This window comes from Cupriavidus sp. SK-4 (assembly GCF_000611125.1).
GTDB lineage: Bacteria > Pseudomonadota > Gammaproteobacteria > Burkholderiales > Burkholderiaceae > Cupriavidus > Cupriavidus necator.
On record NZ_JFJW01000078.1, the window covers coordinates 13,606 to 36,844 of the forward strand.

Here is a 23,239-nt window from a genome sequence, read left to right on the forward strand (position 1 = left end):
AGGCAGACCGGCCAGGTCCGGCGCGCCGCGGCACGCGGCAGCGACCGAAGCTGGCAGGAACGACAGGATTTCCGGATGCCGCCGCTGCGGCATTCGACACCGACTTTTGTGGGGACCGCTCCGTCACGCGGAGCGTTTGGCAGTAGCCAGTCTTCGGAAGATCGGGAAAGCAACCAGACCCCGCTTTCCCGATCGCGTCTTCCGGTGACAAGCCAGGCCACCTTTTTATTCCGCGCGTCGTGCAGGCACGGCGCGCCGCCAGGGACGGGAGCGCCAGCGCTGATCCGCCCCTGGCGCTTCAGCCTGAAATCCCGCCAAGCCATCGACGCCGCCCGTGCGCGGCGCCAGGCCGGGCGCCGCCCTGCGCGCGGGGCGCCAGCCGCATGCCAATGCCTTCCGCCATGTCATTCGAGAGCACAAACCCGATCCATCTCAAGCGCGCCGGCCTGAAGGCCACGTCGCCGCGCATGCGGATCCTTGAAGTGTTCCGCACCAGCGCCCGGCGCCACCTGAGCGCCGAAGACGTCTACCGCATCCTGCTGACGCAGGACGAGGACGCGGGACTATCCACGGTGTATCGCGTGCTCAACCAGCTGGTGCAGGCCGACATCCTGCTGCGCCACAGCTTCGAGTCCGACCACGCCGTGTTCGAACTCAACGAAGGCGGCCACCATGACCACCTGATCTGCGTGGCCTGCGGCCGCGTGGAGGAATTCCGCGATGAAAGCATCGAGCAGCGCCAGCGCCAGGTGGCCGCCGACAACGCCTTTGTGTTGCGCGAGCACATGCTGGTGCTATACGGCGTCTGCCCGCAATGCCGGGCCGGCGCCAATGAGGCCGAGCCCACGCCGGAGCTGCCTGCCCGGGCGTAAGCGCGCACCTGACGGAGCCATCCATGGAGCGCCTGAACAAGCCGCTGTCCGAACTCAAACGCCTGATCAACCTGTGCCTGCGGCAGGAGCCCGGCTGCCACGACTGCCAGCTGCGCGCGGTCTGCGTGCACCGGCCCGACCACACCGGCTGCAACTGGAGCGCCGAAGTCGACTTCCCCGAACGCAGCGAAGCCGACGCCGTGCGCCACCTGCGCCAGGCACGCCGCGTGGTGATGATGGTGCGCGAGCAGTACAACGTGGCGGCGGGCACGGCGGCACAGGCCTGAGTCTGCGGCCTGGCGTCCTGGATCAGATATCGAGTTGCGCGGCAGTGATGCCGAGCGCGGCGGCAATGCGCTCACGCGAGGTCTTGCGCAGGCGGGTGCTGTTCTCCTGCTGCGCATAGGCGGGCTGTGAAATGCCGAGGCGCACCGCGACGTCTGCCTGGGTCAGGCCAAGATGCTCGCGCCAGGCGCGCAATGGCGGCACGTCATCGGCCAGCACTCGCCGCACGACCGCATGCGGAACCAGGTCGCTGGCTCGCGCATATTGCGAGAGATAGTCCCCGTAGGGGATCACGACAAACGCCGGCTTGCCATCCGGCCCGATGATCGTCTGGATGTTAGTAGGTGCGTTCATCTCGCTTTTTCACTTCCTGTATTTCCACGATTCGTATCGCACCGTCCCAGTCGAACAGCACCCGGTAGTTGCCGACTCTGAGCCGATAGCCATAGGCATGGTTGGCTAGTGCCTTGACATGTTGGCAGTTCGGCATATGCGCCAAGTCCTCAATCGCATCAAGGATGCGTAACGCGCATTGGCTTGTCGAGCTTTCGGACTTGCTTCGTGGCGTTCGTTGCCCAATATATCGAGTTCATCACTCGAATATAAGTAAATTATAAGCAATAAAGGCGATATGGCAATGGATATAAGTTTATTCTTATCCGGACGAGCTCAACGTTTGACCGCAACACCACCTGCCGGACTGGCGCCCTGCTCCACCCCCGCCACCGGCCGCAACACCAGCCACACCGCCACCCCGATCAGCGCGCCACCCGCCGCGTGCGCCCACGACAGTGCCTCGCCCAGGAACAGCGCGCCCCAGACGATGCCGAACGGCGGGATCAGGAAGGTGACGCTCAGCGAGCGCACCGGGCCCAGGTCGGCAATCAGGCGGTAATACAGGATGTAGGCCAGCGCCGTGCACAGCACGCCCAGCCCCAGCATGGCCGCCCACACGCCGGCGCCGGCAGCGGGCAGCGTGTTGTGGCGCCATAGCGCGGCGAGGCAGAAGGGCAGCAGGAACACGGTGGCGCCGACCATGCTGCCGGCGGCGACCAGCCGGCTGTCCAGCCCGCCGCGCTGCGTGATCCAGCGCCGCGCGAGAAAGCCGGACAGGCCGTAGCAGGCGGTGGCCGCCAGGCAGGCCAGCGCGCCCAGCAGCACGTCGGTCGAGAACGCCACCGGTCCGGTGCGGGTCAGCACCGCGACGCCCGCCACGCCCAGCAGCACGCCCAGGGCCTTGGCGCGCGTGAGCCGTTCGGAAAACGCCAGCGCGCCGATCAGCACGCCCATCAGTGGGGTCATGGCATTGAACACGGCCGAATAACCGGCCGGCAGCCACAGCGCGGCGATGGCGTACATGACAAACGGGATACCGGAATTGACCACACCCAGCGCCAGCACCGCCGGCCATTTGCCCTGCATATCCCAGCGCAGCTTCAGCAGCGGCAGGCATGCCGCCAGCGTGAGCGCGCCGATCAGCACCCGGGCGAAGGCGGTCGGCATTGGTCCCAGCGCCGGGACGCCGATGCGGATAAACAGGAAACTGGCACCCCAGATGGCGGCCAGGGCAAGCAAGCGGGCGAGATCGGCGGGTTTCATCAGGGGAACCGGGAGGCGCGGGCAAGCCGGCGCGGGTTGGAGGTTGCCGCGATTTGACGCCTGTGCAGCGCATACCGCAAGCCGGATTCGGACCTGTGCCCTGCCATCGCCACGATGGCGACCCGCTTTCCGCCAGGAATTTAGGTGATATTGACTGATTTACGACATTTTTGAGCGCCGCTCTCTGCACAATGTCACGCCAACTCGTCACTTTTCCAATCAAAGGCTTTCATCATCACCCCACGCTGGAGGGGGCGCTGTTACCGACGCGTGACAAGCCGCCTTCGATTAAATTAAACTCTGGTCTGCGCCAGAGTTAATTGACCCCTCCGACGCATTCCCGACAAGCCGCCAGGGCCCCTGGCGGCTTCTTTTTTGCCCGAACGGGTAAAAGCGCCTTGCCCGGCGCATGAGCACTGCCAGTCCAACAGGATGACAGCTGCCGCGCCGCCGGCGTCACAACGCCTGCAAACCCCGAGTTCCGGACGGCGCCTGCGTCAACCGGCGCGGCGTCTGCCGCGTTGCCAGTCCACATGAAACGACAGTTCCTGGGCCTGCTGGCCCGCGTCTACGTCCTGCAATTTGCGCTTGAAGTCCCGGCTACGGTGGCCATGCTTGCCGACATGCTGCTGGAATACGGCTTCCAGGTCGATATCGGCTCAGTGCGCCCGTTGCTGCGCGCCCTGCAAATGGAAGGCTATCTGGAAAGCGTGCTGCGCGACGGCATCGGCCGGGTCTACCTGCTAACCGAGCGCGGCCGCGAAGAGCTACAGGCCAGCCGCCAGCGCATCGACGATCTCTACCGCCGCCTGCACGCCGGCCAGCCGGCCACCGACGAAGTGCCGCGCCTGGCCTGATCCGGCCAGGGCGGCCGCCGCGGCGCGGGAAGCGTACCCGTTTCTGCGGGCCATCTCCTCGCCGCCGGGCGCGCCTTGTGCCTTACTTCTTCTCCGCCTTCCCTTCGTAACGCTTGCTCCATTCAGCCAGGATGCGGTCGCGGTTGTCGCTCGCCCAGCGGAAGTCGTTCTTGATCAGGCGCTTCTCGTAGTCGGCGGGCAGCAGCGCGTCGGGCTTGGCAATGCCGGGCACGGCCAGCACGGCAAAGTTCTTCTCATACAGCGCCATCGCTTCACGCGAGGCCGAGAAGTCAGCCAGCTTGCGCGCGGCGTCCAGGTTCCTGGTGCCCTTGACGATGGCGGTGGCCTCGATGTCCCAGCCCAGGCCTTCGCTCGGCAGCACGATATCGATCGGCGCGCCTTCCTTCTTCGACTTCATGGCACGGTACTCGAACGCAATGCCGATCGGGAACTCGCCCTGCGCGGCCATCTTGCACGGCTTGGAGCCCGAGTGCGTGTACAGGCCGATGTTCTTGTGCAGGGCATCCATGTACTGCCAGCCCTTCTGCTCGCCCATCATCTGCAGCCAGGCGCTGACATCGAGGAAGCCCGTGCCCGACGAGGCCGGGTGTGGCATCACCACCTTGCCCGCGTAGATCGGCTTGGTCAGGTCGGCCCATGAGGCCGGCTTGGGCAGGCCCTGCTTCTGCGCCTCCACGGTGTTGAAGCAGATCGCCGCGCCCCACACGTCCATGCCGACCCATGCCGGCGGGTTGGCCGGGCTGCGGTACTTGGCATCGATCGCGGCCAGGTTCTTCGGCGCATACGGGTCGAGCATGCCTTCCTTGTCCAGGATCGCCAGGCTGGAGCCGGCCAGGCCCCACACCGCATCGGCGCGCGGCGCGGCCTTTTCCGCCAGCAGCTTGGCGGTGACGATGCCAGTGGAGTCGCGCACCCACTTGATTTCGATATCGGGATGCACCTTCTCGAACGCGGTCTTGTAGGCGGCGATCTGGTCGGCTTCGAGCGCGGTATAGACCGTCAGCACGGTGGCGGCGCTGGCATTGCCGGCCAGCATCGGCAGGGCGGCCGCGGCGGCAAGCGCCGCGACAAGGTTGGTGATGCGGGACATGGTTTCTCCTTTGGGTTCGGTCAGTGTTCCGGAATGCAGGGGTACGGCGAATCGGGCAAGGGTCAGCCGGCGCGCCAGCGTTGCGCGCGGCGCAGCCAGCCGGCCGAGACCGCGTACAGCAGCAAGGCCGCCAGCACCGAGGTCAGCAGGATCAGCGTCGACATCGCGGCAGCGGGCGCGGTGTCGCCGGCATCGTCCATGTTCAGCACCGAGATCGCGGCCAGCACGGTGTCGGGGCTGTACAGGAAGATCACCGCCGAGACCGTGGTCATCGACGACACGAAGAGGTAGCGGAAGATATCGAGCAGTGCCGGCAGGCACACCGGCACGGTCACGCGCCAGTACGTCACCAGCGGCGCCACCCCGAGCGACAGCGCCGCGGCCTCGAACTCGTTGTCGAGCTGGCGCAGCGCCGCGGCCGCGGTCAGGTGGCCGGTGGTGTAGCAGTGCGCCACGTTGCACAGCACCAGCAGCGCCATGGTGCCGTACAGCGCGTGCAGCGGATTGCCGGGCGCGTTGAAGAAGAACACATAGCCCAGGCCCAGCACCAGCCCCGGCACCGCCATCGGCAACAGGAAGCCCGCGCGCAGCACACCGTGCAGCCAGGCCGGGCCGCGCGTGCGCAGCGTCAGCCAGGCGCCCAGGAAGATCGCCGCCGTGCCCGCCAGCGCGGTCAGCGCCGACAGCTTCAGGCTGTTCCGGTAGGCCAGCCAGCCGCCGCCGTCCATATTGTCGAAGTCGTAATGCGCCAGCGTCACGCCCAGGTTGTACGGCCACAGCTTGACCAGCGACGCGCCCACCGCGGTGGCGATCACTGCCAGCAGCGCGGCACTGACCAGCGCCACCAGCAGCAGGCACGCGCTGTCGCGGCCGCGCTCGGGCGCCGGCACATACACCTGCGCGCGGCTGCCCATCTGCGTGCGCTGGCGCTGCTGCATTGCCATGTCCACGGCAAAGGTCAGCAGCGCGGGCGCCAGCAGCAGCATGCCGATCAGCGCGCCGCGGTCGAACTGCTGCTGCCCGACCACCGCCTTGTACGCTTCCAGCGCCAGCACCGGATAACCGCCGCCCACCACCTTGGGTACGCCAAAGTCCGTGATCACCAGCGTTAGCACCAGGCAGGCGGCGGCGAACAGGCCCTGGCGCGCGCCCGGCAGCGTGACCGTGCAGAAGGTGCGCCACGGGCTGGCGCCCATCGCGCGCGCCGCCTCATAGAGGCGCGCATCGGCCAGCGACAGCGTCGCCACCAGCACCATCAGCGCATGCGGGAAGGTGTAGAAGGCCCCGCCCAGCACGATGCCCCAGAAGCCATAGATGCCGCCCTGCCCGAAGGCGCCGCGAAAGATGCCCTGGTTGCCGAACAGGTAGACCAGCGCGATCGCCGGCAGCAGCGACGGCGCAAACAGCGGCAGCAGCGCAATGCCGCGCCAAAGTGGCCGCAGTGCGATGCAGGAACGCTGCAGCGCATAGGCAAAGCCAAATGCCAGCGGCACCACCAGCGCCACTACCGCCAGCGACACCGCCACGCTGCGGCCGAGCATCGGCAGGAAGTTGGGGCTGGTCACCAGCGCCGCCATGCGCGCGTCCAACGCCCATTGGCCCGCCGCATCGAACCAGGCCTGGCGGAACAGCGCCAGCAACGGCAGCAGCAGGCCGACGGCCAGCCCGGCCAGCCAGATCCACTTCATCGCGGCCGGGGCACCGTGCGCCAGCCGGGAAACCAGGCCGGTGCCGCGCAGCGATGCCGCCTGCGTAGCCTCGGGCAGGGCGGCAGTGACCGCGCGCATCATGCAAACACCCGCAACGCCTGCGCGGGCAGCGCAATCCAGAATTTGTGGCCGCCCGCGTCGGGCAGCCGGTGCCGCGCCTCGCGCGCCACGTCGGCAAACAGGGTCAGCCCTGGCAGGCGGTCCGCTTCCAGCGCCAGCCGGTAGCGGTTGCCGAGGTAGGTCTGGTCGACCACGCGCGCCAGCAGGCGGTTGGGCTCGGCGGGATCCGGGTCCAGCCGCACCGCTTCCGGGCGGCAGCACAGCCGGCCGGCGGATGCCACCGGCTGCGGCGAGCCGACCAGGAAATCGACGGCCTGGCTGCCCTCGCCAACGGTGAAGCGCCCGGTCTGCGCGCTGCGCCCCGGCAGCCAGTTGGCCTGCCCGACAAAACCGGCGACGAAGGCCGACGCCGGCTGCTCATAGATCTCGGCGGGGGTGCCGGCCTGCACGATGCGCCCGCCGTCCATCACGGCAATGCGATCGGCCATGGTCATGGCCTCTTCCTGGTCGTGGGTGACCATCACGGTGGTGATGTTCAGCCTGCGCTGCAGCTGGCGCAGTTCCAGCCGCAGGTGTTCGCGCACGCGGGCGTCGAGTGCCGACATCGGCTCATCCAGCAGCAGCAGCGAAGGCGCCGGCGCCAGCGCACGGGCCATCGCCACGCGCTGCTGCTGGCCACCGGAGAGCTGGCCCGGGAACTTGCGCTCGCTGCCGGCCAGGCCGACCAGGTCGAGCATTTCGGCCACGCGCGCGTCGCGGTGCGTGCGTCCCATGCCGCGCCCGTGCAGGCCATAGGCCACGTTCTGCGCCACGGTCAGGTTGGGAAACAGCGCATAGGACTGGAACAGGATGCCGTAGTCGCGCGCCTGCGGCGGCAATCCGGTCAGTTCACGCGCGCCGGCATGGATGCGTCCTGCGTCCTCGCGCTCAAGTCCCGCGATGATGCGCAGCAGCGTGGTCTTGCCGCAGCCGGACGGGCCCAGCAGGCACAGCAGCTCGCCCTGCCCGACCGACATCGACACGCCGTCCAGCGCCACGAAGCTGCCAAAGCGCTTGCTGACCTGCTCCACCGCCAGGAACGCCCGGCCCTCCCCGGACTTGCCTGCCTGCATCACCGAATCTCCGCATTCTCAATTGAATCGGTCGCCAGCATAGGCAGCGCAGATGCCAGCCGTGTGGCAGATCGGCAAAGTATTTCGATGGAGGTATCGGGGGATTTGGGATGGGGCAGCGGCGCAGGCACCCGGCAAGTTATGAATGATGCCCCTGGACGATCATGACTCGCGCAGCGCAGTGGCGTCCGCAGACGTGGGGGTCGGCACGCGAATCCCCTTTTCCAGGATCTCCCGCAGCACCTCGTGCGGCACCGCCTGGCTGAACAGGAACCCCTGCAGCCCGTCGCACCCCTGCGCCCGCAGGAACTCGAATTGCGCCGCCGTCTCCACCCCTTCGGCAATCACCTTGAGGTGCAGCTGGTGGCCCAGTGCGATGATCGCCGCGGCCACCGCCTGGTCGTGGCCGGGCGTGGCCACGTCGTCGACAAAGGACTTGTCGATCTTGAGCCGGCTGATCGGCAGCCGGGTCAGGTAATTGAGCCCGGAGTAGCCGGTGCCGAAGTCGTCGATCGACAGCCCAACGCCCAGCTCGCGCAGCCGGCGGAAGGTCTCGATGGTGGTCTCGCCGCCGTCGACCAGGATGCCTTCGGTGACTTCGATCACCAGCCCCTGCGGCGGCAGGCCGGCCTGCTGCAGGCAGTGCGCCACGGTATCGGGGAAGTTGGCCTGGCGCAGCTGCAGCGGCGAAATATTGACCGCGACCTCGATCTCGCTGCCCAGCGCCTGGCGCAGCGCCTGGATTTCGCGGCAGGCGGTGGCCAGGGTCCATTCGCCCAACGGCGCCACCAGGCCGCTCTGCTCGGCGATGGGGATGAACTCGGCCGGCTGCATGGCGCCGCGTTCCGGGGTGTTCCAGGTAATCAGCGCCTCGACGCCGGTGATCGCCAGGGTCGCGGCATCGACGATCGGCTGGTAGCGCAGCCGGAACTCATCGCCGGCGAGCGCGCGCCGCAGCAGCCCTTCGATGGTGAAGCGCGCCAGCGAGGCCTCGGCCATGGCACTGGCAAAGCGGCGCAACTGCGCGCGGCCGTCGTGCTTGGCCGCGTAGACGGCCGAGTCGGCAGCCTTGAGCAGCTCGGTCAGGCTATCGCCGTCGTCCGGGTAGATCGCCATGCCGATCGACGGCGTCACGCGCAGGCGCTGGCCGCCGGCCTGCAGTTCTTCATTGACGCGCGCCTGGATCTTGGCGGCAATCAGCTCGGCTTCGCTGTCGTGGCGCAGGCCGCCCAGCACCACGCCGAATTCATCGCCGCCCATGCGCGCCACCAGGTCGCCCTGTCGTACCGTGCCCTTGAGGCGGTCGGCCATGGTGCGCAGCACGTCGTCGCCGACCGGGTGGCCGAGCGAGTCGTTGATGTGCTTGAAATGGTCCAGGTCGAGCAGCAGCAGGGCCACGCGCTCGCCGTGGGTGCGCGCGTGCAGCAGCAGCGCCTGCGCGCGCTCGCTCAGCTCGGCGCGGTTGGGCAGGCCGGTCAGCGGGTCGTGCAGCGCCAGGTGGCGGATGTACTCGTCGACGCGGCGGCGCTCGGTCAGGTCGTAGCCGATGGCCTGGTACCCAGGCGACGGCGCGGACCGGGGCTCGGCACCACCGGCGGGACCGGCTGGCGCTGCGTCAGCGGCTGGAGCCTCGATGGGCGCCGGCAGTGCGAACACCGCCAGCTGCACCGGCATGCGCGAGCCGCCCTTGCGCACCCAGGTCCATTCGCGCTCGTCGGTCAGGCCAAGCCGTGCCTTGGCCACCAGGGCGGGCAGCCCCGGCGGCACCGGCTCACCCAGTTCGCCACTGAGCATGCGGGCATGGTCGGCCAGTTCGTCGGCAACATGCAGGCCGGTCATGTGCATGTGGCCGACCAGTTCCGCGGCGTTGTACCAGAGCATGCGCTGGCCAGCCGCGTTGATGCCGGTGATCAGCCCGTCCTCATCGAAGGTGATCACGCAGAAGGCGGCATGGTCGAGCAGCCCGGCATAGCGCGCGGCCTGCACCGCGGCGGCCTGCTGGGCGCGCCGTTCCGGCTCCAGGTCCGTGAGCGCCCACAGCCAGTGCGCGGTGCCGCCGTCGGCCGCGGGCAGGCGCGCGGCGCTGGCACGCAGCGCGAAGCGGCTGCCGTCAGCGCGCACGCCCGCCAGTTCACGGTGGGCCTCGGCCCCTGCCACTGCGCCGCTGGGGACAACGCCGGTGGCGCCGGGAACCAGGGTGTCCAGGCTGCGACCGGCCAATGCCGCGGGATCGGCGCCGAACAGTTGCCCCGCCCGCTCGCTCGCGCGCACCACCACGCCCTGTGCATCGGCCAGCAGGAAGCCGTCGTTCGACTGCGCCATGCACGCCTGCAGCATGGCGTTGTCATCTTCCCAGGCATGGACGGCCTGCGCTTCGCGCTGGCGCGCGGCGCGGCCCTGGCGTGCCAGTGCATGGGCGAGCCACGCCAGCATCAGCGTGGCCAGCGTGCCCGCGGCCAGCACCAGGTATGCCTGGCGCGGGCCATGCGCGGCTTCGAAGGCGGGGCGCGTGGCGCCGCGCAGCGTCCAGGTGACGCCGCCATACTGGAGCTGGCGCTCGCCCTGCAGCAGCGCGGCACTGCCGTCATCGCGGCGCTCGCCCTCGGTCGGCCCGCCGGACAGGATCGGCCCGGGAGCGGCCGGGGAGCCCTGGTACAGCGACAGCTCCAGTTCCGCCGCCGCCGGGGCACCGACCGCGCGTATCAGGTCGCCCAGGAGCAGCGACACGTAGACATAGCCGAGCACCGCCTGGCGCCGCTGCGCCACCGTGCTGACCGGCGCCTCGCCGGCGTAGACCGGCAGGAACACCAGCGCGCCGTGCTGGCGCTGCGCCGCCTCGGCTTCGCGGACCAGTGCCAGGCCGGGCGTGAGCCGCGGTTCACCGCTGTCGCGGGCGGCTTCCAGCGTCGCGCGGCGCGTGGGCTCGGACAGCATGTCAAAGCCGGCGGCGCGCGTGTTGCGCCCGTCCAGCGGTTCGATAAAAAAGATCGGTGCGTACAGGTCGCGCTTGCCGCCGGGATGAATGTCGTAGTCGGCAAGGCCGTCGGCACGGGCGGCCTGCACCAGCCGCGGCACCCGCTGCAACGGCGTGAGCGGCGCGTAGCCGATCGACTGGGTGCCGGCGGGCAGGTCGTCGAGCTGGGCGGTATAGAGATAGTCGCGCCACTGCGTGCGCGAGGTGTCGGGGTTGGCGCTCAGCACGGCGGCCACGCCGCGCAGCAGGTGTTCGTTCTCCAGCATGCGCTCGCGCAGCGCGCTGCCGGCCTGTCCCAGCAGCGCGTCGAAATGCTGCTGCGCCTCGCGGCGCTCGAGCCGCTCCGCCTGCAGCCATGCCCCTGCCGTCAACAGCGCGCCGCCGGCCGCGACCAGCAATGACAACAAGGCAGGGGAAAGCGAAGTCAGTCTCATGGTCGATCGGTTCCGGCATGCAGCAGGGGCATGCCGTCTGCGTGGACGTGCCTTCGCATTAACGGGGGACTATACCGTGGCACAGTCAGCCCGCACACCCCCGCCGGGGATGAACCCGTTCGGGGGAAAGACCGCATGCCCCACCACGGCGGGGTATGGTAGGGTTGCACCGGAGATGCCCCCCAAGTACGCGACAGTCCGCGCCACTAGTGTCCTGCTCCGTAGATACCTTGCCAAAATGAAATCGTCCAGTTGACTGTCAGGCTAGGCGCGAGGAGGCGCCATAGCAGTAGCTATGGCAACGACGAGCAACGACGCATGGCGGGCAACTGGGCGATTTCATGGCAAGGTATCTGCGGAACAGGACACTAACGCCCCAACTGCGCTCTACATGCCTGTCTACACACCCACGCTGAAAGCGCGCATTGCGATCATCACCACCGTGCTGGCCGCGGTGTTCGGCACCGGCATCGTACTGACCGCTCTGTACGATGCCCACCGCGACCTGCACGATGCGCTGCAGGTCCAGCAGGACTCCGTCGTCAAGCTGACCGCCAGCCAGCTCGACACCGCCATGAGCGACCGCATCGTGCTGCTGTCGCACCAGGCCGCGCAACTCAGCGGCCTGCTGGCGCAGGCGCATGGCGCGCAAGCCGCCGCGGTGCGCGAGCGGGCGCTGGATACGCTGTCCGCAGCGATCCCGGTGCCGGCCGCGTTCAACGCGCTGCTGGTCGCCGACATGCAGGGCAACATCGTCAGCAACCGCGGCACCGGGGCGGACGTTGGCGACCGCAGCTATTTCCGCGAGGCTGCCCGCTCGCTCGCGCCGGTGGTGTCGCCGCCCATCCGTTCGCGCACCAACGGCCAGATGGGGGTGATGGTGGCGGTGCCGGTGCTGGCGCCGAACCAGACCTTCGTCGGCCTGGTGGGCGGCTGGCTGGACCTGTCCAGCGCCAACTTCCTGATCGAGATCCTGCACAACCGCCTTGGCACCACCGGCTACTACTGCCTGGTGTCGGCCGGCCCCAAGCCGGTCTATATCCGCCATCCCGATCCCGCGCAGGCGCGCCAGCCGGCGCTGGCCGTGGCCGATACCTGCGGCGAGGATGACAGCCCCGCGCCGCTGGAATTCCTCACGCCGGCGCGGCCGGTGATCGCGCGCTACCTGATGTCGAGCACCGGCTGGGAACTGGTGGCGCTGCTGCCCGCGCGCGAGGCCTACGCACCGCTGCACCAGATGCAGCAGCGCTTCCTGGGCATGGCCGGGGTGGCCATGGCGGCGGTGGCCCTGCTGATCTGGCTGGCGGTGCGGCGCCAGCTGGCGCCGCTGGCGCGCCTGCACAAGGTGGTGCAGGCCAGCGCCAACGACCTGTCCGCGTTCGAGCGGCTGCCGACACGGCAGCAGCGCGACGAGATCGGCGACCTGACGCGCGCCTTCATCAAGCTGATGCGCGACGTGCGCGAGCGCCGCCAGGCACTGGACCGCAGTGAACGGCGCCTGCGCGCGGTGACCGACACGCTGCCGTCGCTGCTGGCCTTCATCGACACCGATGAGCGCTATGTGTTCAACAACCAGGCCTACGAGCGTGTCTTCGGCCTGAAGCCGGAAGAACTGCGCGGCAGGCACGTGCGCGAAATCCTGGGCGAGGCCCGCTACGCGCGCGTGCAGCCCTTCATGCAGCGCGCGCTGGCGGGCACTGCGGTGACCTTCGAAACCGAAGACAGCGACCCCGAATACCACTGCATGGAGAGCAGCCTGCGCCCGGAATGGAGCGCCGACGGCAGCGAGGTGGTGGGCGTGCATATCCACGTGCAGGACATCACGCAGCGCAAGCTGGAGACGCAGCGCCTGGCGCGCATGTCGCGCACCGACCACCTGACGCAGCTGATGAACCGCAGCGCATTCGAGGGCCAGCTGCACGCGGCGATGGTGCGCAGCCGCGAGCATGGCACGCTGATGGCCCTGCTGTACCTGGACATGGACCGCTTCAAGGCCGTCAACGATATTCACGGCCACGCCGCCGGCGACCAGCTGCTGCAGACCTTTGCCCAGCGCGTGCGCCGCTGCGTGCGCGAGCGCGACACCGTCGCCAGGCTGGGTGGCGACGAGTTCGCGGTGGTGCTCGAAGACATGACCCAGCCCGCCGCGGCACGCCGCGTGGCGCAGGCCATCCTGCAGGCGATGGACGAGCCCTTCGACTTCGAGGGCGTGTCCGCCGACGTGGACGTCAGCATCGGCGTGGCGCTCTACAACGGCGGCCCGGCGCTGGACCGCGAACTGATGCGGCTGGCGGACGTGCTGCTATACCGCGCCAAGGGCGCGGGCCGCGGGCGCTATGAGATCGGCCCGCCGGAACTGGCGGGCGAGCTCAGCCCGCAATAGGCAGCCCCGGCCGAGGGCTCAGTGGATGGTGCCGCCGGGCTTGTCCGACGCCGCGCCGCCGGCCCCCTCGGGCTCGAATGGCACGTGGCGGCCGTCGCTGGACTGGTAGCCCAGCTGCGCATCGGCGCCCAGCATCTTCTCCCACGCGATCATGGCCTGGGCCACCGCGTCGGGCGCGCCCTTGAACACCACCACGTCGTTGCCGCAGCCGGGGCATTCGCCGCCGAACACGGCATCGATGCCGGGCAGGCCCGGCACGTCGAGCGCGTCGAATTGCGCGAACGCGGTCTTGCAGTGCCCGCAGACCAGCTGGGCGGGGCGCAAGGCCTCAATCTTTGCGCGTGCCTGTGCCGCACGCTCCTCGGGGGTTCCCCGCCGTTTTGCCTCGCCCATGATGTGCCTTCCTTCCCCGTGCTGCCGGTGTGTGTTTGCATCGGCCCGCCAGTGCGGCCGGACCGTGCCTGTTAGATGCGCAATGCGGGCCGGTGGTGCCCGGCCATTGTCGCAGGTGGCGGCTGCGCTGCGTGCGCGCCATTGCCGATCTGCTGCGCTCAGTTGGCATTGTAACCAGCGCGGCGCAGCAAATACCGGGCCGACAGGAACCCGCAGCGCCTGCTATTGTGAATAACGATGCCCCGTGCGCGTGCGGATGCGCCGCTTCCGGCACCGTGGGCATGCTGGTTCCATCCACCTACCCCCGAAGGAGGACGTTCCATGATCCGACCCACCGTGCAGGAAAACGCCGCCCGCTACGCCGACTGCATTGCCGCCTGCAATGCCGCAGCCGCTGCCGCACTCAAGTGCGCCGCGGCCTGCCTGGAAGAACAGGACGTGCGCAAGATGGCGCGCTGCATCGCGCTGGACATGGATTGCGCCGGCATCGCCCAGCTGGCCGCGTCCTACATGCTGCGCAACAGCGAGTTCGCGCCGCTGGTTTGCGAAGACTGCGCCGAAGTCTGCAAGTGGTGCAAGGAGGAATGCGAGCACCATGACAGCGAGCACTGCCAGGAATGCGCCCGCGCCTGCGCGGCCTGCATGGAGCAGTGCCTGAAGATGACGGCTTAGCGGTCCCCGCCCGATTCCTGCTGCCCTTGCGGCGGGTCGGCCAGCGCGACGAAGGCATCGATCAGCCTGGCGCCGCGCCGCTCGCGCAGGCAGTAGAGATATTCGTGCAGGCAGGGCGAGGCATCGGTGAAGCCCAGCACGCGCAGATCCGGATGGCTCGGCACCTCGTGCCGGGCGATCACCGATACGCCCAGGTTGCGGATCACCGCCTCGCGGATCGACTCCCGGCTGCCGATCTCCATCTGCGCGGCGGGGCTCACGCGTGCCTGCGCCAGCATGTCTTCGGTGGCGATGCGCGTGGTCGACCCGAGCTCGCGCATCAGCAGGCGGCAGCCCGCCAGCGCACTGACGGCCACTTCGGTATGCCCGGCCAGCGCATGGGTGCGGTGCACCACCAGCATCAGCGGGTCCACGCCCAGCAGCACGCGCGACAGGCGCGCATCGTCCACCCGCTGCGACGAGGTGGCGATATCGACGCGGTATTCCTGCAGCGCTTCCAGCACCTCCTGCGAATTGCCCGTCACCACGCTGACATCGATGGCGGGAAAGCGCTCGCTGAAGCCGCGGATCAGCTCCAGCACATAGTAGGGCGCGGTCGCGCCCACGCGCAGGCTGCCGGTGCGCAGGTCGCCCGAATGGCGCAGGAAGAAATCGATCTCGGTTTCCTGCTGCACCAGCGCCTCGACGCGCGGCAGCAATGCCAGCCCCGCGTCTGACAGCGCCAGGCGGCGCCCGCCGCGGTGGAACAGCTCGACCCCGTAGGCTTCTTCCAGCGCGCGGATCTGCGCGGTGATGGTGGGCTGCGACAGGCCCAGGCGCTTGGCGGCCTGCGTGACGCTGCCGATGCGGGCCACCATGAAGAAGGACTTGAGCTGGGCGATAAGCATGCGGCCGAGGGATGTCGCTATGGGCAAGGTGGCGGGCGCCTGGGCGCCGGCCACGGTGAAGCGGTATTCTAATGGACTGCACCAAGCCACCCGGTCCAACCGTCCGCTGCCTTGCATAGGAGTCTGCCCATGTCTGACCCGTCCACCTCCGCCACCCGCATCGAGAAAGACAGCCTGGGCGATGTGCCCGTGCCCGCCGACCACCTGTGGGGCGCGCAGACCGAGCGCTCGCGCCAGAACTTCCGCATCGGCACCGAGAAGATGCCGCCGGCGCTGATCGAGGCCTTTGCCGTCCTGAAGCTGTGCGCAGCGCGCGCCAATGGCGAGCTTGGCGTGCTCAAGCCCGAACTGGCGCACGCGATCGTACAGGCCGCGACCGAGGTCATCGAAGGCCGCTGGCCCGATGAGTTCCCGCTGTCGGTCTGGCAGACCGGCTCCGGCACGCAGACCAACATGAACCTGAACGAGGTCATCGCGAACCGCGCGATTCAGTTGCTGGGCGGCAAGGTCGGCAGCAAGACGCCGGTGCACCCGAACGACCACGTCAATGCCAGCCAGTCCTCCAACGACAGCTTCCCCACCGCGATGCATATCGCCGCCACGCGCGCGATCCAGCAGCAACTGCTGCCGGCGCTGGAGCAGCTGCAGCAGACCTTTGCGCGCAAGGTGGAGGCCTTTGCCGATATCGTCAAGGTGGGCCGCACCCATCTGCAGGATGCGGTGCCGCTGACGCTGGGGCAGGAGTTCTCGGGCTACATGACGCAGGTGGCCGATGCGCAGTCGCGCCTGCAGCAGGCCATGCTGCGCGCGATGCCGGTGGCACAGGGCGGCACCGCGGTGGGCACCGGCCTGAACGCCCCGCACGGCTTCGCCGCGGCCTTCGCGCGCGCGCTGGCCGACTACACCGGCCTGCCGTTCGAGCCCGCGCCCAACCGCTATGCGCTGCAGGCCTCGCACGATGCGCTGGCCGACCTGTCCGGCGCGCTCAGCACCACGGCCTCGTCGTTCCTGAAGATCGCGCGCGACTTCATGTTGCTGGGCTCAGGGCCACGCGCCGGCTTTGCCGAGCTGGTGCTGCCGGCCAACGAGCCGGGCTCATCGATCATGCCGGGCAAGGTCAACCCGACCCAGGCCGAGGCGCTGGCGATGGTGTGCTGCCGCGTGATCGGCAACCACACCACGGTGACGCTGGCCAACGGGCTGGGCACGCTGGAGCTGAACGCCTACAAGCCGGTGATCATCTACAGCCTGCTGCAGTCAGTGAGCCTGCTGGCGGGTGCCGCGTCGAGCTTTGCCGAGCATATGGTCGAAGGCGTCGAGGCCGACCGCGAACGCATCGCCGAACTGCTGGAACGGTCGCTGATGCCGGTGACCGCGCTCAACCCGCATATCGGCTACGACAAGGCCGCTGAGATCGCCAAGCTGGCGGTCAAGCGCAACCTGTCGCTGCGCGAGGCGGCGATCGCGTCGGGGCATGTCACCGAGGCGCAGTTTGCCGAGTGGATCGACCTGAAGGGGATGACGCGGGAGGTGTAGCGGGGGATGTAGCAGAGATGCGCCCCGGCACGGAACGGAACCGATCCGCGCCGGGGCAGGCCGGCCTTAGCCGACGAAGGCCTTTTCCAGCACGAAATGGCCGGGATGGCTCATATTGCCTTCGGCAAAGCCGCGCTCTTCCAGGATGCCGCGAACGTCCTTGAGCATGTCAGGGCTGCCGCACAGCATGATGCGGTCGTTCTCCAGCGAGAACGGCTCCACGCCCAGGCGCTCGAACAGCTCGCCCGAGGCGATCAGGTCGGTGATGCGGCCGCGGTTGTCGAACTCTTCGCGCGTCACGGTCGGGAAATACACCAGCTTTTCGCGCACCAGATCGCCCAGGTGCTCGTGCTGCGGCAGGTGTTCCTGGATCAGCTCGCGGTAGGCCAGCTCTTCCACGAAGCGGCAGGTGTGCGTCAGCACGACCTTGTCGTAGCGCTCGTAGACCTCCGGATCGCGGATGATCGACAGGAACGGGGCCAGGCCCGTGCCGGTGGCCAGCAGCCACAGCGTCTTGCCGGGCAGCAGGTTGTCCACCAGCAGCGTGCCGGTCGGCTTCTTGCCGACGAAGATCTGGTCGCCCTCGCGCAGGTGCTGCAGGCGCGAGGTCAGCGGGCCGTCGGGCACCTTGATGCTGAAGAATTCCAGCGTTTCCTCATAGTTGGCGCTGGCGATGCTGTAGGCGCGCAGCAGCGGGCGACCGTTCACCTCCAGCCCGACCATGGCGAACTGGCCATTTTCAAAGCGAAAACCAGGGTCGCGCGTGCAGGTAAAGCTGAAAAGGGTGTCGGTCCAGTGATGGACGGAGAGGATGGATTGCTGGTTCAGGTTGCTCATGGCGAAATGCGGGATACAGCGGCAGGATGCAGCGCCAAAGACGGCTGGAAAGGAAGAATCTTAACGCATGCTTGGGGGCGGCGCAGGCGGAGCCTGCAACACCAGCGCGGGATTTCCAGGATGTGCAATGCGGTGCGGCCTACGCGGCACGGCCGATATTGTTGAGAAATTCTGCCTAATTAAGTTGCTTTCCGCACATTTATACAAAGACAGCCAACATCCATCATGAGGTCATCTTCCCTTTGCTCCCAAGGAAACTGCCATGACCTCCACCCCAGCCATCTCCCGCCGCGCCGCGCTCGTGACCGGCGCCTCCCGCGGCATCGGCCGCGCCATCGCGCTGCGGCTTGCCGCCGACGGCTTCGACGTGGCCATTGGCTACGCCGGCAGCACCGCCCGGGCCGAAGAAACGGTGGCGGCGGCGCGCGAGGCCGGCAGCAATGCCATCGCCATCCAGGGCGATGTGGCGCAGGCGCCAGACGTGGCACGGCTGTTCGATGCCGCGCAGCAGACCTTCGGCCGGCTCGACGTGGTCGTCAACAGCGCCGGCATCATGCCGATGGCGCCGGTCGCGCCCGCAAGCCTGGACGCCTTCGACCAGACCATCGCCACCAACCTGCGCGGCGCCTTCCTGGTGCTGGGCGAGGCAGCCGCGCGGCTGGGCCAGGGCGGGCGCATCATCGCGCTGTCGACCAGCGTGATCGCACGTTCCTTCCCCGGTTACGGTCCCTATATCGCCGCCAAGGCAGGCGTGGAAGGGCTGATGCGGGTCTTGGCCAACGAGCTGCGCGGGCGCGGCATCACCGTCAATGCGGTAGCGCCGGGGCCGGTCGCGACCGAACTGTTCCTCGATGGCAAATCGGAAGCGCAGGTGGCGCAGCTGTCCAAAGTGGCGCCGCTGGAGCGGCTGGGCGCGCCCGAGGACATTGCCGCGGCGGTGTCGTTCCTGGCCGGGCCGGATGGGGCGTGGGTCAATGCGCAGGTGGTGCGCGTGAACGGGGGCTTTGCCTGAGCGGTTGCCCGCCGGGCCCGAGGTCAGCCTCCGGGCGTCGGCAAGGACAGTTCGCAGCGCTGGCGCGCCAGCGCGTCGCGCGAGTAGCCGTGGCGCACGCGCAGCTGGTGCTCCACGGCGTCGGCCTGGTCCAGGCAGGCAAAGACCAGGTCGTCCTTTACCCGCTGCGAAACGCCCTTCAGGCGCGGCGCTTCATACGCGACCTGGCGCGCGCGGCAGCGCAGGAACAGCAGTGTTTCCTGCGAGGCTGTGATCAGTTGGTCGTGCTCGATCCGCTTGCATTCGACCAGGTCCTGGGCAGGGGCGCTGGCACCGGCAAAGAGCAAAGGCAGGCACAGCCATCGACGCAACGAGCGGTGCATGGCAAACGGGGGCGCAGTAGGCCAGTTGAAGGTACGGCTCGCATCATTGCCCATCGCTGCGCACAGTGCAAGCCGCAGCGCACGCAACACCCTGTTGCGGCTGGGCGCCAGACGGGCCGCAGCCAGATTCAGTGTCCAGCCACATGGACAATCGCCCGCAAACCCTGATGGCTGCGTCGACCCGGCCGGTCTATGCTGCATTGCAGCACACCCAAGGGGTGGGCAGGTCCGGCGGATCGGGCTACGCTTCGATGGCAAATGCGCCGCAGTGCGCGCCAGTTCACGCCCCAGACCGACGGGTTCTCGCCCGGCCTTCCCCGTGTTCCCCCTTGCCGCCCACCGTTCCGGTGGCCTGCGGCCACCATGTTTCCGGCATCTGCCCTGCCGCCAGCACTGCGCAGCGCGACCTGACCCGCGGCTGCCCTGCGCCGCCCTGACTGCAACACAACAACATGACCGATCTCACCGCCACCCCAGCCCAGACGGCCGCCCCGAGCCGCGAAGAAGTGCGCAAGCGCATCTACGCCATCGTCGCCGCCTCGTCGGGCAACCTGGTCGAATGGTTCGACTTCTACGTCTACGCCTTCTGCGCGATCTACTTCGCACCGTCGTTCTTCCCCAAGTCCGATCCCACCGCGCAGCTGCTGAACACCGCCGGCGTGTTTGCCGCCGGCTTCCTGATGCGGCCCATCGGCGGCTGGCTGTTCGGCACCATCGCCGACCGCCACGGCCGCAAGAACTCGATGCTGATCTCGGTGATCATGATGTGCGCCGGCTCGCTGCTGATCGCCTGCCTGCCCACCTATAACAGCATCGGCAACTGGGCGCCGGCGCTGCTGCTGCTCGCGCGCCTGGTGCAGGGCCTGTCGGTCGGCGGCGAATACGGCACCACCGCCACCTACATGAGCGAGGTGGCGCTGCGCGGCCGGCGCGGCTTCTTCTCGTCGTTCCAGTATGTGACGCTGATCGGCGGCCAGTTGCTGGCGGTGCTGGTGGTGGTGATCCTGCAGCAACTGCTGGACGAGGCCGAACTGAAGGCCTGGGGCTGGCGCATCCCGTTCGTGGTCGGCGCGGTCACCGCGGTGGTGGCGCTGTTCCTGCGCCGCACGCTGCACGAGACCTCGTCGGCGGCCACCCGCGGCAGCAAGGAGGCCGGCAGCGTGGCCGCGCTGTTCCGCAACCACAAGGCGGCCTTCTTCACGGTGCTGGGCTACACCGCGGGCGGCTCGCTGATCTTCTACACCTTCACCACATACATGCAGAAGTACCTGGTCAACACCGCCGGCATGTCGATCAAGACCGCCAGCTACGTGATGACGGGATGCCTGTTCCTGTACATGTGCATGCAGCCGGTGTTCGGCGCGCTGTCCGACCGCATCGGCCGGCGCACCAACATGCTGATGTTCGGCGCGCTGGGTGCGCTCTGCACGGTGCCGATCCTGACCGCGCTGGGCACGGTCAGCAGCCCTGAGCTTGCCTTTGTGCTGATTGCCGTGGCGCTGGCCATCGTCAGCTTCTACACCTCGATCAGCGGCATCGTGAAGGCCGAGATGTTCCCGCCCGAGGTGCGCGCGCTGGGCGTGGGCCTGGCCTATGCCATCGCCAACGCGATCTTCGGCGGCTCGGCCGAGTATGTGGCGCTGGGCATGAAGACGCTCGGCCACGAGACCGCGTTCTACTGGTACGTGACGGCGATGATGGTGATCGCGTTCTTTGTCAGCCTGCGCCTGCCGCGCCAGGCCAAATACCTGCATCACGAGCATTGATGCGCACCCCGCGGTGCAATGCCGCGGGACGCCGCCACGAGCATGGCAATATACGGGGGCCGCAATTGCCCCCGTCTTTCATTGATCACCCCATGGACCTGAACGCCCTGCGCCTGTTCGTCGACATCGTCGATGCGGGCAACCTGAGCGCGGCCGCGCGCAAGCTCAAGATGACGCGCGCCAATGTCAGCTACCGGCTGAAGGCGCTCGAAGCGGAGCTTGGCGTGCAGCTGCTGCGGCGGACCACCCGCCATGTCGAGCCGACCCCGGTCGGCGCCGGCCTGTACGAGCACGGCCGCAACATCCTGGGCGAAGTGGCGGCCGCCAATGCGCTGATCAGCAATATGGGCAAGAGCCTGCAGGGCCATGTGCGGCTCTCGGTGCCCACCGGGCTGGGGCATACGCTGCTGTCGCCGCTGCTGGTGCTGTTCAAGCAGCGCTATCCCGACATCACGCTTGACGTCATGTTCGACAACCGCGTGCACAACCTGGTGTCCGAGGACGTGGACGTGGCGCTGCGCATTATCTCCACCCCGCCCGATTCGGTGGTCGCCACGGAGATTGGCGAAGTCGACTGGATCGTGTGCGCGTCGCCGGGGTATCTCGCCGCGCATCCCGCGCCGAAGGCACTCACCGGGCTGCAAGGACATGCGATGGTCTGCGCCTCGCCGGTGGGCCAGAAGCTCAAGGCATCGGGCACGCGGCTGGATGGCGATGAAGGCCAGGACGCGAAGGAAACCCGCGAGCAGGTGGTGCTCGAACCGACGCTCACCTCGGAGAACTTTGCCTTCCTGAAGGAATCGGTGCTGGCAGGCCTGGGGATCGGCATTCTCCCGATCTATGCGATCGGCGCCGAACTGGACAGCGGCGCACTGGTGCCGCTGCTGTGCGACTACCGCATCAGCGTGTTCGGCAGCAAGCTCTACATGCTGACCATGCCCAACCGCTACCAGACGCTGGCCACGCGCTACCTGCTGAACTTCCTGAAAACCGAGCTGCAGGCAGTGTGGCCGCGCCTGCACCGCTAGGGTCTGCTGACCCTGGGCGCAGCGCCTTCGGCAGCGGCGCCACGGACTATAGTAGGAGCACAAGGATAACCGTCGGCGCATCCGCACCTGAGGAGCTACCATGGCCCTGGCTAGCACGCTTGCAAGCTGCCTGAGCAGCAAGAACACCCAGTACGACATCATCCGCCACCCCTACACCCTCAGCAGCATGGCCACTGCCGAGGCCGCGCATGTTCCCGGGGACCGGCTGGCCAAGACACTGTTGCTGGAGGATGACCGCGGCTATGTCGCCGCCGTGATTCCTTCAAGCCACCATCTGCACATGGCCGCCATCTGCGAACAGACCGGGCGCAACCTGGTGCTGGCGCATGAGGACGAGATCCGCGAGATCTTCAAGGATTGCGACCTCGGCGCGATCCCGCCGGTGGCGATGGCCTACGGCATGCAGACCTATGTGGACGACAGCCTGATGGAGCAGCCCGACGTGTATTTCGAAGGCGGCGACCACCAGGAACTGGTGCACATGAGCGGCGAGCAGTTCTCGAAGTTGATGTCGGACGCTGGGCACGGGCAGTTTTCGCGCCGCATGATGTAAGCGGCGCTTTTTATTGGCCACTGAACGGCCACCACGCGGGTTGCGAACCCGCGCGGTGGCCGTTTTGCATGCTGGCGAGCGGGTGAGGCAGACGCTTCAGCCTTCAGGCAACGCCGGCACGCTGTCGTCCTTCAGGTCCACGCCCGAGCGGCCCAGCGCCGCCGCGCCGCGCAGCAGGAAGGCCAGCCGGTCGGCGGCCCGCACATAAGGCAGGCCCTCCGGGNAAGGCCAGCCGGTCGGCGGCCTGCACATAAGGCAGGCCTTCGGGGCGCACGTTGGAGATGCAGTTGCGCTCGGCATCGGTGCGGCCCGTGCGCGGCGCATGGGTCAGGTAGATGCCAAGGCTGTCGGGCGAGCTCAGGCCCGGCCGTTCGCCGATCAGCATCACCACCTGGCGCGCGCCAAGCAGCTCGCCGATCTCGTCGCCCAGCGCCACGCGCGACTGCTCGGCCACCACCACCGGGCCGATGCGCCATGTCGGCGGCAAGCGCGCGCGGGTGGCATCGAGCAACGGCAGCGCGTGCGTCTGCGTGGCCAGCGCGGACAGGCCGTCGGCAACCACGAACACCACATCGGGCGCCTCGCCAGGCCGTGCCGCGGCCAGCCGCGCGCGGCTGGCATCGTCCAGGCGCCGGCCCAGGTCGGGGCGCCGCAGGTAGTGCGCGCGGTCCGGCGCCGCGCTGTGCACGGCGAGGTTCTGTACCCCCGCCGCATCCAGCGCCGCGGTGACCGCGCCCACGTCCAGCGGCAGGGGCACCGCATCGCGCGCCCGCGCC

20 protein-coding genes and 1 pseudogene are annotated in these 23,239 nt (G+C 68.4%); 10 read left to right on the top strand and 11 right to left on the bottom strand.

Going from position 1 to position 23,239, the window contains the following annotated elements; translation table 11 throughout:
* The first annotated feature begins 383 nt into the window (after nucleotides 1-383).
* Together fur and CF68_RS16840 are read left to right on the top strand one after the other, a co-directional pair.
* Complete coding sequence (gene fur / locus CF68_RS16835) at nucleotides 384-872, top strand: ferric iron uptake transcriptional regulator (RefSeq protein ID WP_035820779.1); 489 nt, start codon at nucleotides 384-386, stop codon at nucleotides 870-872.
* Between the two features lie 23 nt (nucleotides 873-895).
* Nucleotides 896-1,159 (top strand): hypothetical protein, encoded by a 264-nt coding sequence (locus CF68_RS16840; protein WP_010814037.1) that lies wholly within the window; start codon nucleotides 896-898, stop codon nucleotides 1,157-1,159.
* Nucleotides 1,160-1,181: 22 nt separating this feature from the next.
* Here the strand turns inward: CF68_RS16840 and CF68_RS16845 are convergent, their stop codons facing one another.
* Nucleotides 1,182-1,511 carry a helix-turn-helix domain-containing protein gene (locus CF68_RS16845; RefSeq protein WP_010814038.1) on the bottom strand — a complete coding sequence of 110 codons (330 nt, stop codon included), beginning with the start codon at nucleotides 1,509-1,511 and terminating at the stop codon, nucleotides 1,182-1,184.
* A gap of 315 nt (nucleotides 1,512-1,826) precedes the next feature.
* On the bottom strand, nucleotides 1,827-2,756 hold the full coding sequence (locus CF68_RS16850) for a DMT family transporter (protein WP_035820783.1): 930 nt from the start codon (nucleotides 2,754-2,756) through the stop codon (nucleotides 1,827-1,829).
* 533 nt (nucleotides 2,757-3,289) lie between these two features.
* Here CF68_RS16850 and CF68_RS16855 point away from each other — a divergent pair.
* Entirely contained in the window at nucleotides 3,290-3,613 is a 324-nt protein-coding gene (locus CF68_RS16855; RefSeq protein WP_035820786.1) for a PadR family transcriptional regulator, read from the top strand.
* Between the two features lie 82 nt (nucleotides 3,614-3,695).
* Here CF68_RS16855 and CF68_RS16860 read toward each other — a convergent pair whose 3' ends face one another.
* From CF68_RS16860 to CF68_RS16875, 4 genes are all read right to left on the bottom strand, one after another.
* Nucleotides 3,696-4,724, bottom strand: a complete 1,029-nt coding sequence (locus CF68_RS16860) for a putative 2-aminoethylphosphonate ABC transporter substrate-binding protein (RefSeq protein WP_051591559.1) — start codon at nucleotides 4,722-4,724, stop codon at nucleotides 3,696-3,698.
* Nucleotides 4,725-4,786: 62 nt separating this feature from the next.
* Nucleotides 4,787-6,514, bottom strand: coding sequence for a putative 2-aminoethylphosphonate ABC transporter permease subunit (locus tag CF68_RS16865; RefSeq protein WP_035820788.1), 1,728 nt, complete (start codon nucleotides 6,512-6,514; stop codon nucleotides 4,787-4,789).
* On the bottom strand, nucleotides 6,511-7,605 hold the full coding sequence (locus CF68_RS16870) for a putative 2-aminoethylphosphonate ABC transporter ATP-binding protein (protein WP_035820790.1): 1,095 nt from the start codon (nucleotides 7,603-7,605) through the stop codon (nucleotides 6,511-6,513). The genes CF68_RS16865 and CF68_RS16870 overlap by 4 nt, the downstream gene beginning before the upstream one ends.
* Before the next feature lie 162 nt (nucleotides 7,606-7,767).
* Complete coding sequence (locus CF68_RS16875) at nucleotides 7,768-11,013, bottom strand: EAL domain-containing protein (protein ID WP_035820792.1); 3,246 nt, start codon at nucleotides 11,011-11,013, stop codon at nucleotides 7,768-7,770.
* Between the two features lie 391 nt (nucleotides 11,014-11,404).
* On the opposite strand from CF68_RS16875, the gene CF68_RS16880 reads away from it, so the two are divergent.
* On the top strand, nucleotides 11,405-13,396 hold the full coding sequence (locus CF68_RS16880; RefSeq protein ID WP_035820793.1) for a diguanylate cyclase domain-containing protein: 1,992 nt from the start codon (nucleotides 11,405-11,407) through the stop codon (nucleotides 13,394-13,396).
* 18 nt (nucleotides 13,397-13,414) lie between these two features.
* Here CF68_RS16880 and CF68_RS16885 read toward each other — a convergent pair whose 3' ends face one another.
* Nucleotides 13,415-13,789 (bottom strand): hypothetical protein, encoded by a 375-nt coding sequence (locus tag CF68_RS16885; protein WP_010814047.1) that lies wholly within the window; start codon nucleotides 13,787-13,789, stop codon nucleotides 13,415-13,417.
* 321 nt (nucleotides 13,790-14,110) lie between these two features.
* Here CF68_RS16885 and CF68_RS16890 point away from each other — a divergent pair, with 321 nt between their 5' ends.
* Nucleotides 14,111-14,461, top strand: a complete 351-nt coding sequence (locus CF68_RS16890) for a four-helix bundle copper-binding protein (protein WP_035820796.1) — start codon at nucleotides 14,111-14,113, stop codon at nucleotides 14,459-14,461.
* On the opposite strand, the gene CF68_RS16895 is transcribed toward CF68_RS16890, so the two are convergent.
* The gene (locus CF68_RS16895; RefSeq protein ID WP_035820799.1) at nucleotides 14,458-15,348 is read right to left on the bottom strand and encodes a LysR family transcriptional regulator; all 891 of its coding nucleotides are present in this window, start codon (nucleotides 15,346-15,348) and stop codon (nucleotides 14,458-14,460) included. The two genes, CF68_RS16890 and CF68_RS16895, sit on opposite strands and share 4 nt — an antisense overlap.
* 129 nt (nucleotides 15,349-15,477) lie before the next feature.
* On the opposite strand from CF68_RS16895, the gene fumC reads away from it, so the two are divergent.
* Nucleotides 15,478-16,884 (top strand): class II fumarate hydratase, encoded by a 1,407-nt coding sequence (gene fumC, locus CF68_RS16900; RefSeq protein WP_035820802.1) that lies wholly within the window; start codon nucleotides 15,478-15,480, stop codon nucleotides 16,882-16,884.
* A gap of 66 nt (nucleotides 16,885-16,950) precedes the next feature.
* On the opposite strand, the gene CF68_RS16905 is transcribed toward fumC, so the two are convergent.
* Nucleotides 16,951-17,721 (bottom strand): ferredoxin--NADP reductase, encoded by a 771-nt coding sequence (locus CF68_RS16905; RefSeq protein WP_018313758.1) that lies wholly within the window; start codon nucleotides 17,719-17,721, stop codon nucleotides 16,951-16,953.
* Nucleotides 17,722-17,983: 262 nt separating this feature from the next.
* On the opposite strand from CF68_RS16905, the gene CF68_RS16910 reads away from it, so the two are divergent.
* The gene (locus tag CF68_RS16910) at nucleotides 17,984-18,733 is read left to right on the top strand and encodes an SDR family oxidoreductase (protein WP_035820804.1); all 750 of its coding nucleotides are present in this window, start codon (nucleotides 17,984-17,986) and stop codon (nucleotides 18,731-18,733) included.
* 23 nt (nucleotides 18,734-18,756) lie between these two features.
* Here the strand turns inward: CF68_RS16910 and CF68_RS16915 are convergent, their stop codons facing one another.
* Nucleotides 18,757-19,095 carry a hypothetical protein gene (locus CF68_RS16915; RefSeq protein WP_051591560.1) on the bottom strand — a complete coding sequence of 113 codons (339 nt, stop codon included), beginning with the start codon at nucleotides 19,093-19,095 and terminating at the stop codon, nucleotides 18,757-18,759.
* Nucleotides 19,096-19,547: 452 nt separating this feature from the next.
* Here CF68_RS16915 and CF68_RS16920 point away from each other — a divergent pair, with 452 nt between their 5' ends.
* The 3 genes from CF68_RS16920 (at nucleotide 19,548) to CF68_RS16930 (ending at nucleotide 22,463) form a co-directional block, all read left to right on the top strand.
* On the top strand, nucleotides 19,548-20,861 hold the full coding sequence (locus CF68_RS16920; RefSeq protein WP_035820806.1) for an MFS family transporter: 1,314 nt from the start codon (nucleotides 19,548-19,550) through the stop codon (nucleotides 20,859-20,861).
* Between the two features lie 92 nt (nucleotides 20,862-20,953).
* Complete coding sequence (locus CF68_RS16925; protein ID WP_035820808.1) at nucleotides 20,954-21,889, top strand: LysR family transcriptional regulator; 936 nt, start codon at nucleotides 20,954-20,956, stop codon at nucleotides 21,887-21,889.
* A gap of 100 nt (nucleotides 21,890-21,989) precedes the next feature.
* Nucleotides 21,990-22,463, top strand: a complete 474-nt coding sequence (locus tag CF68_RS16930; protein ID WP_035820810.1) for an aminoacyl-tRNA deacylase — start codon at nucleotides 21,990-21,992, stop codon at nucleotides 22,461-22,463.
* Nucleotides 22,464-22,559: 96 nt separating this feature from the next.
* Here CF68_RS16930 and eutC read toward each other — a convergent pair.
* A pseudogene (gene eutC, locus CF68_RS16935) lies at nucleotides 22,560-23,239 on the bottom strand (ethanolamine ammonia-lyase subunit EutC); the annotation flags it as partial.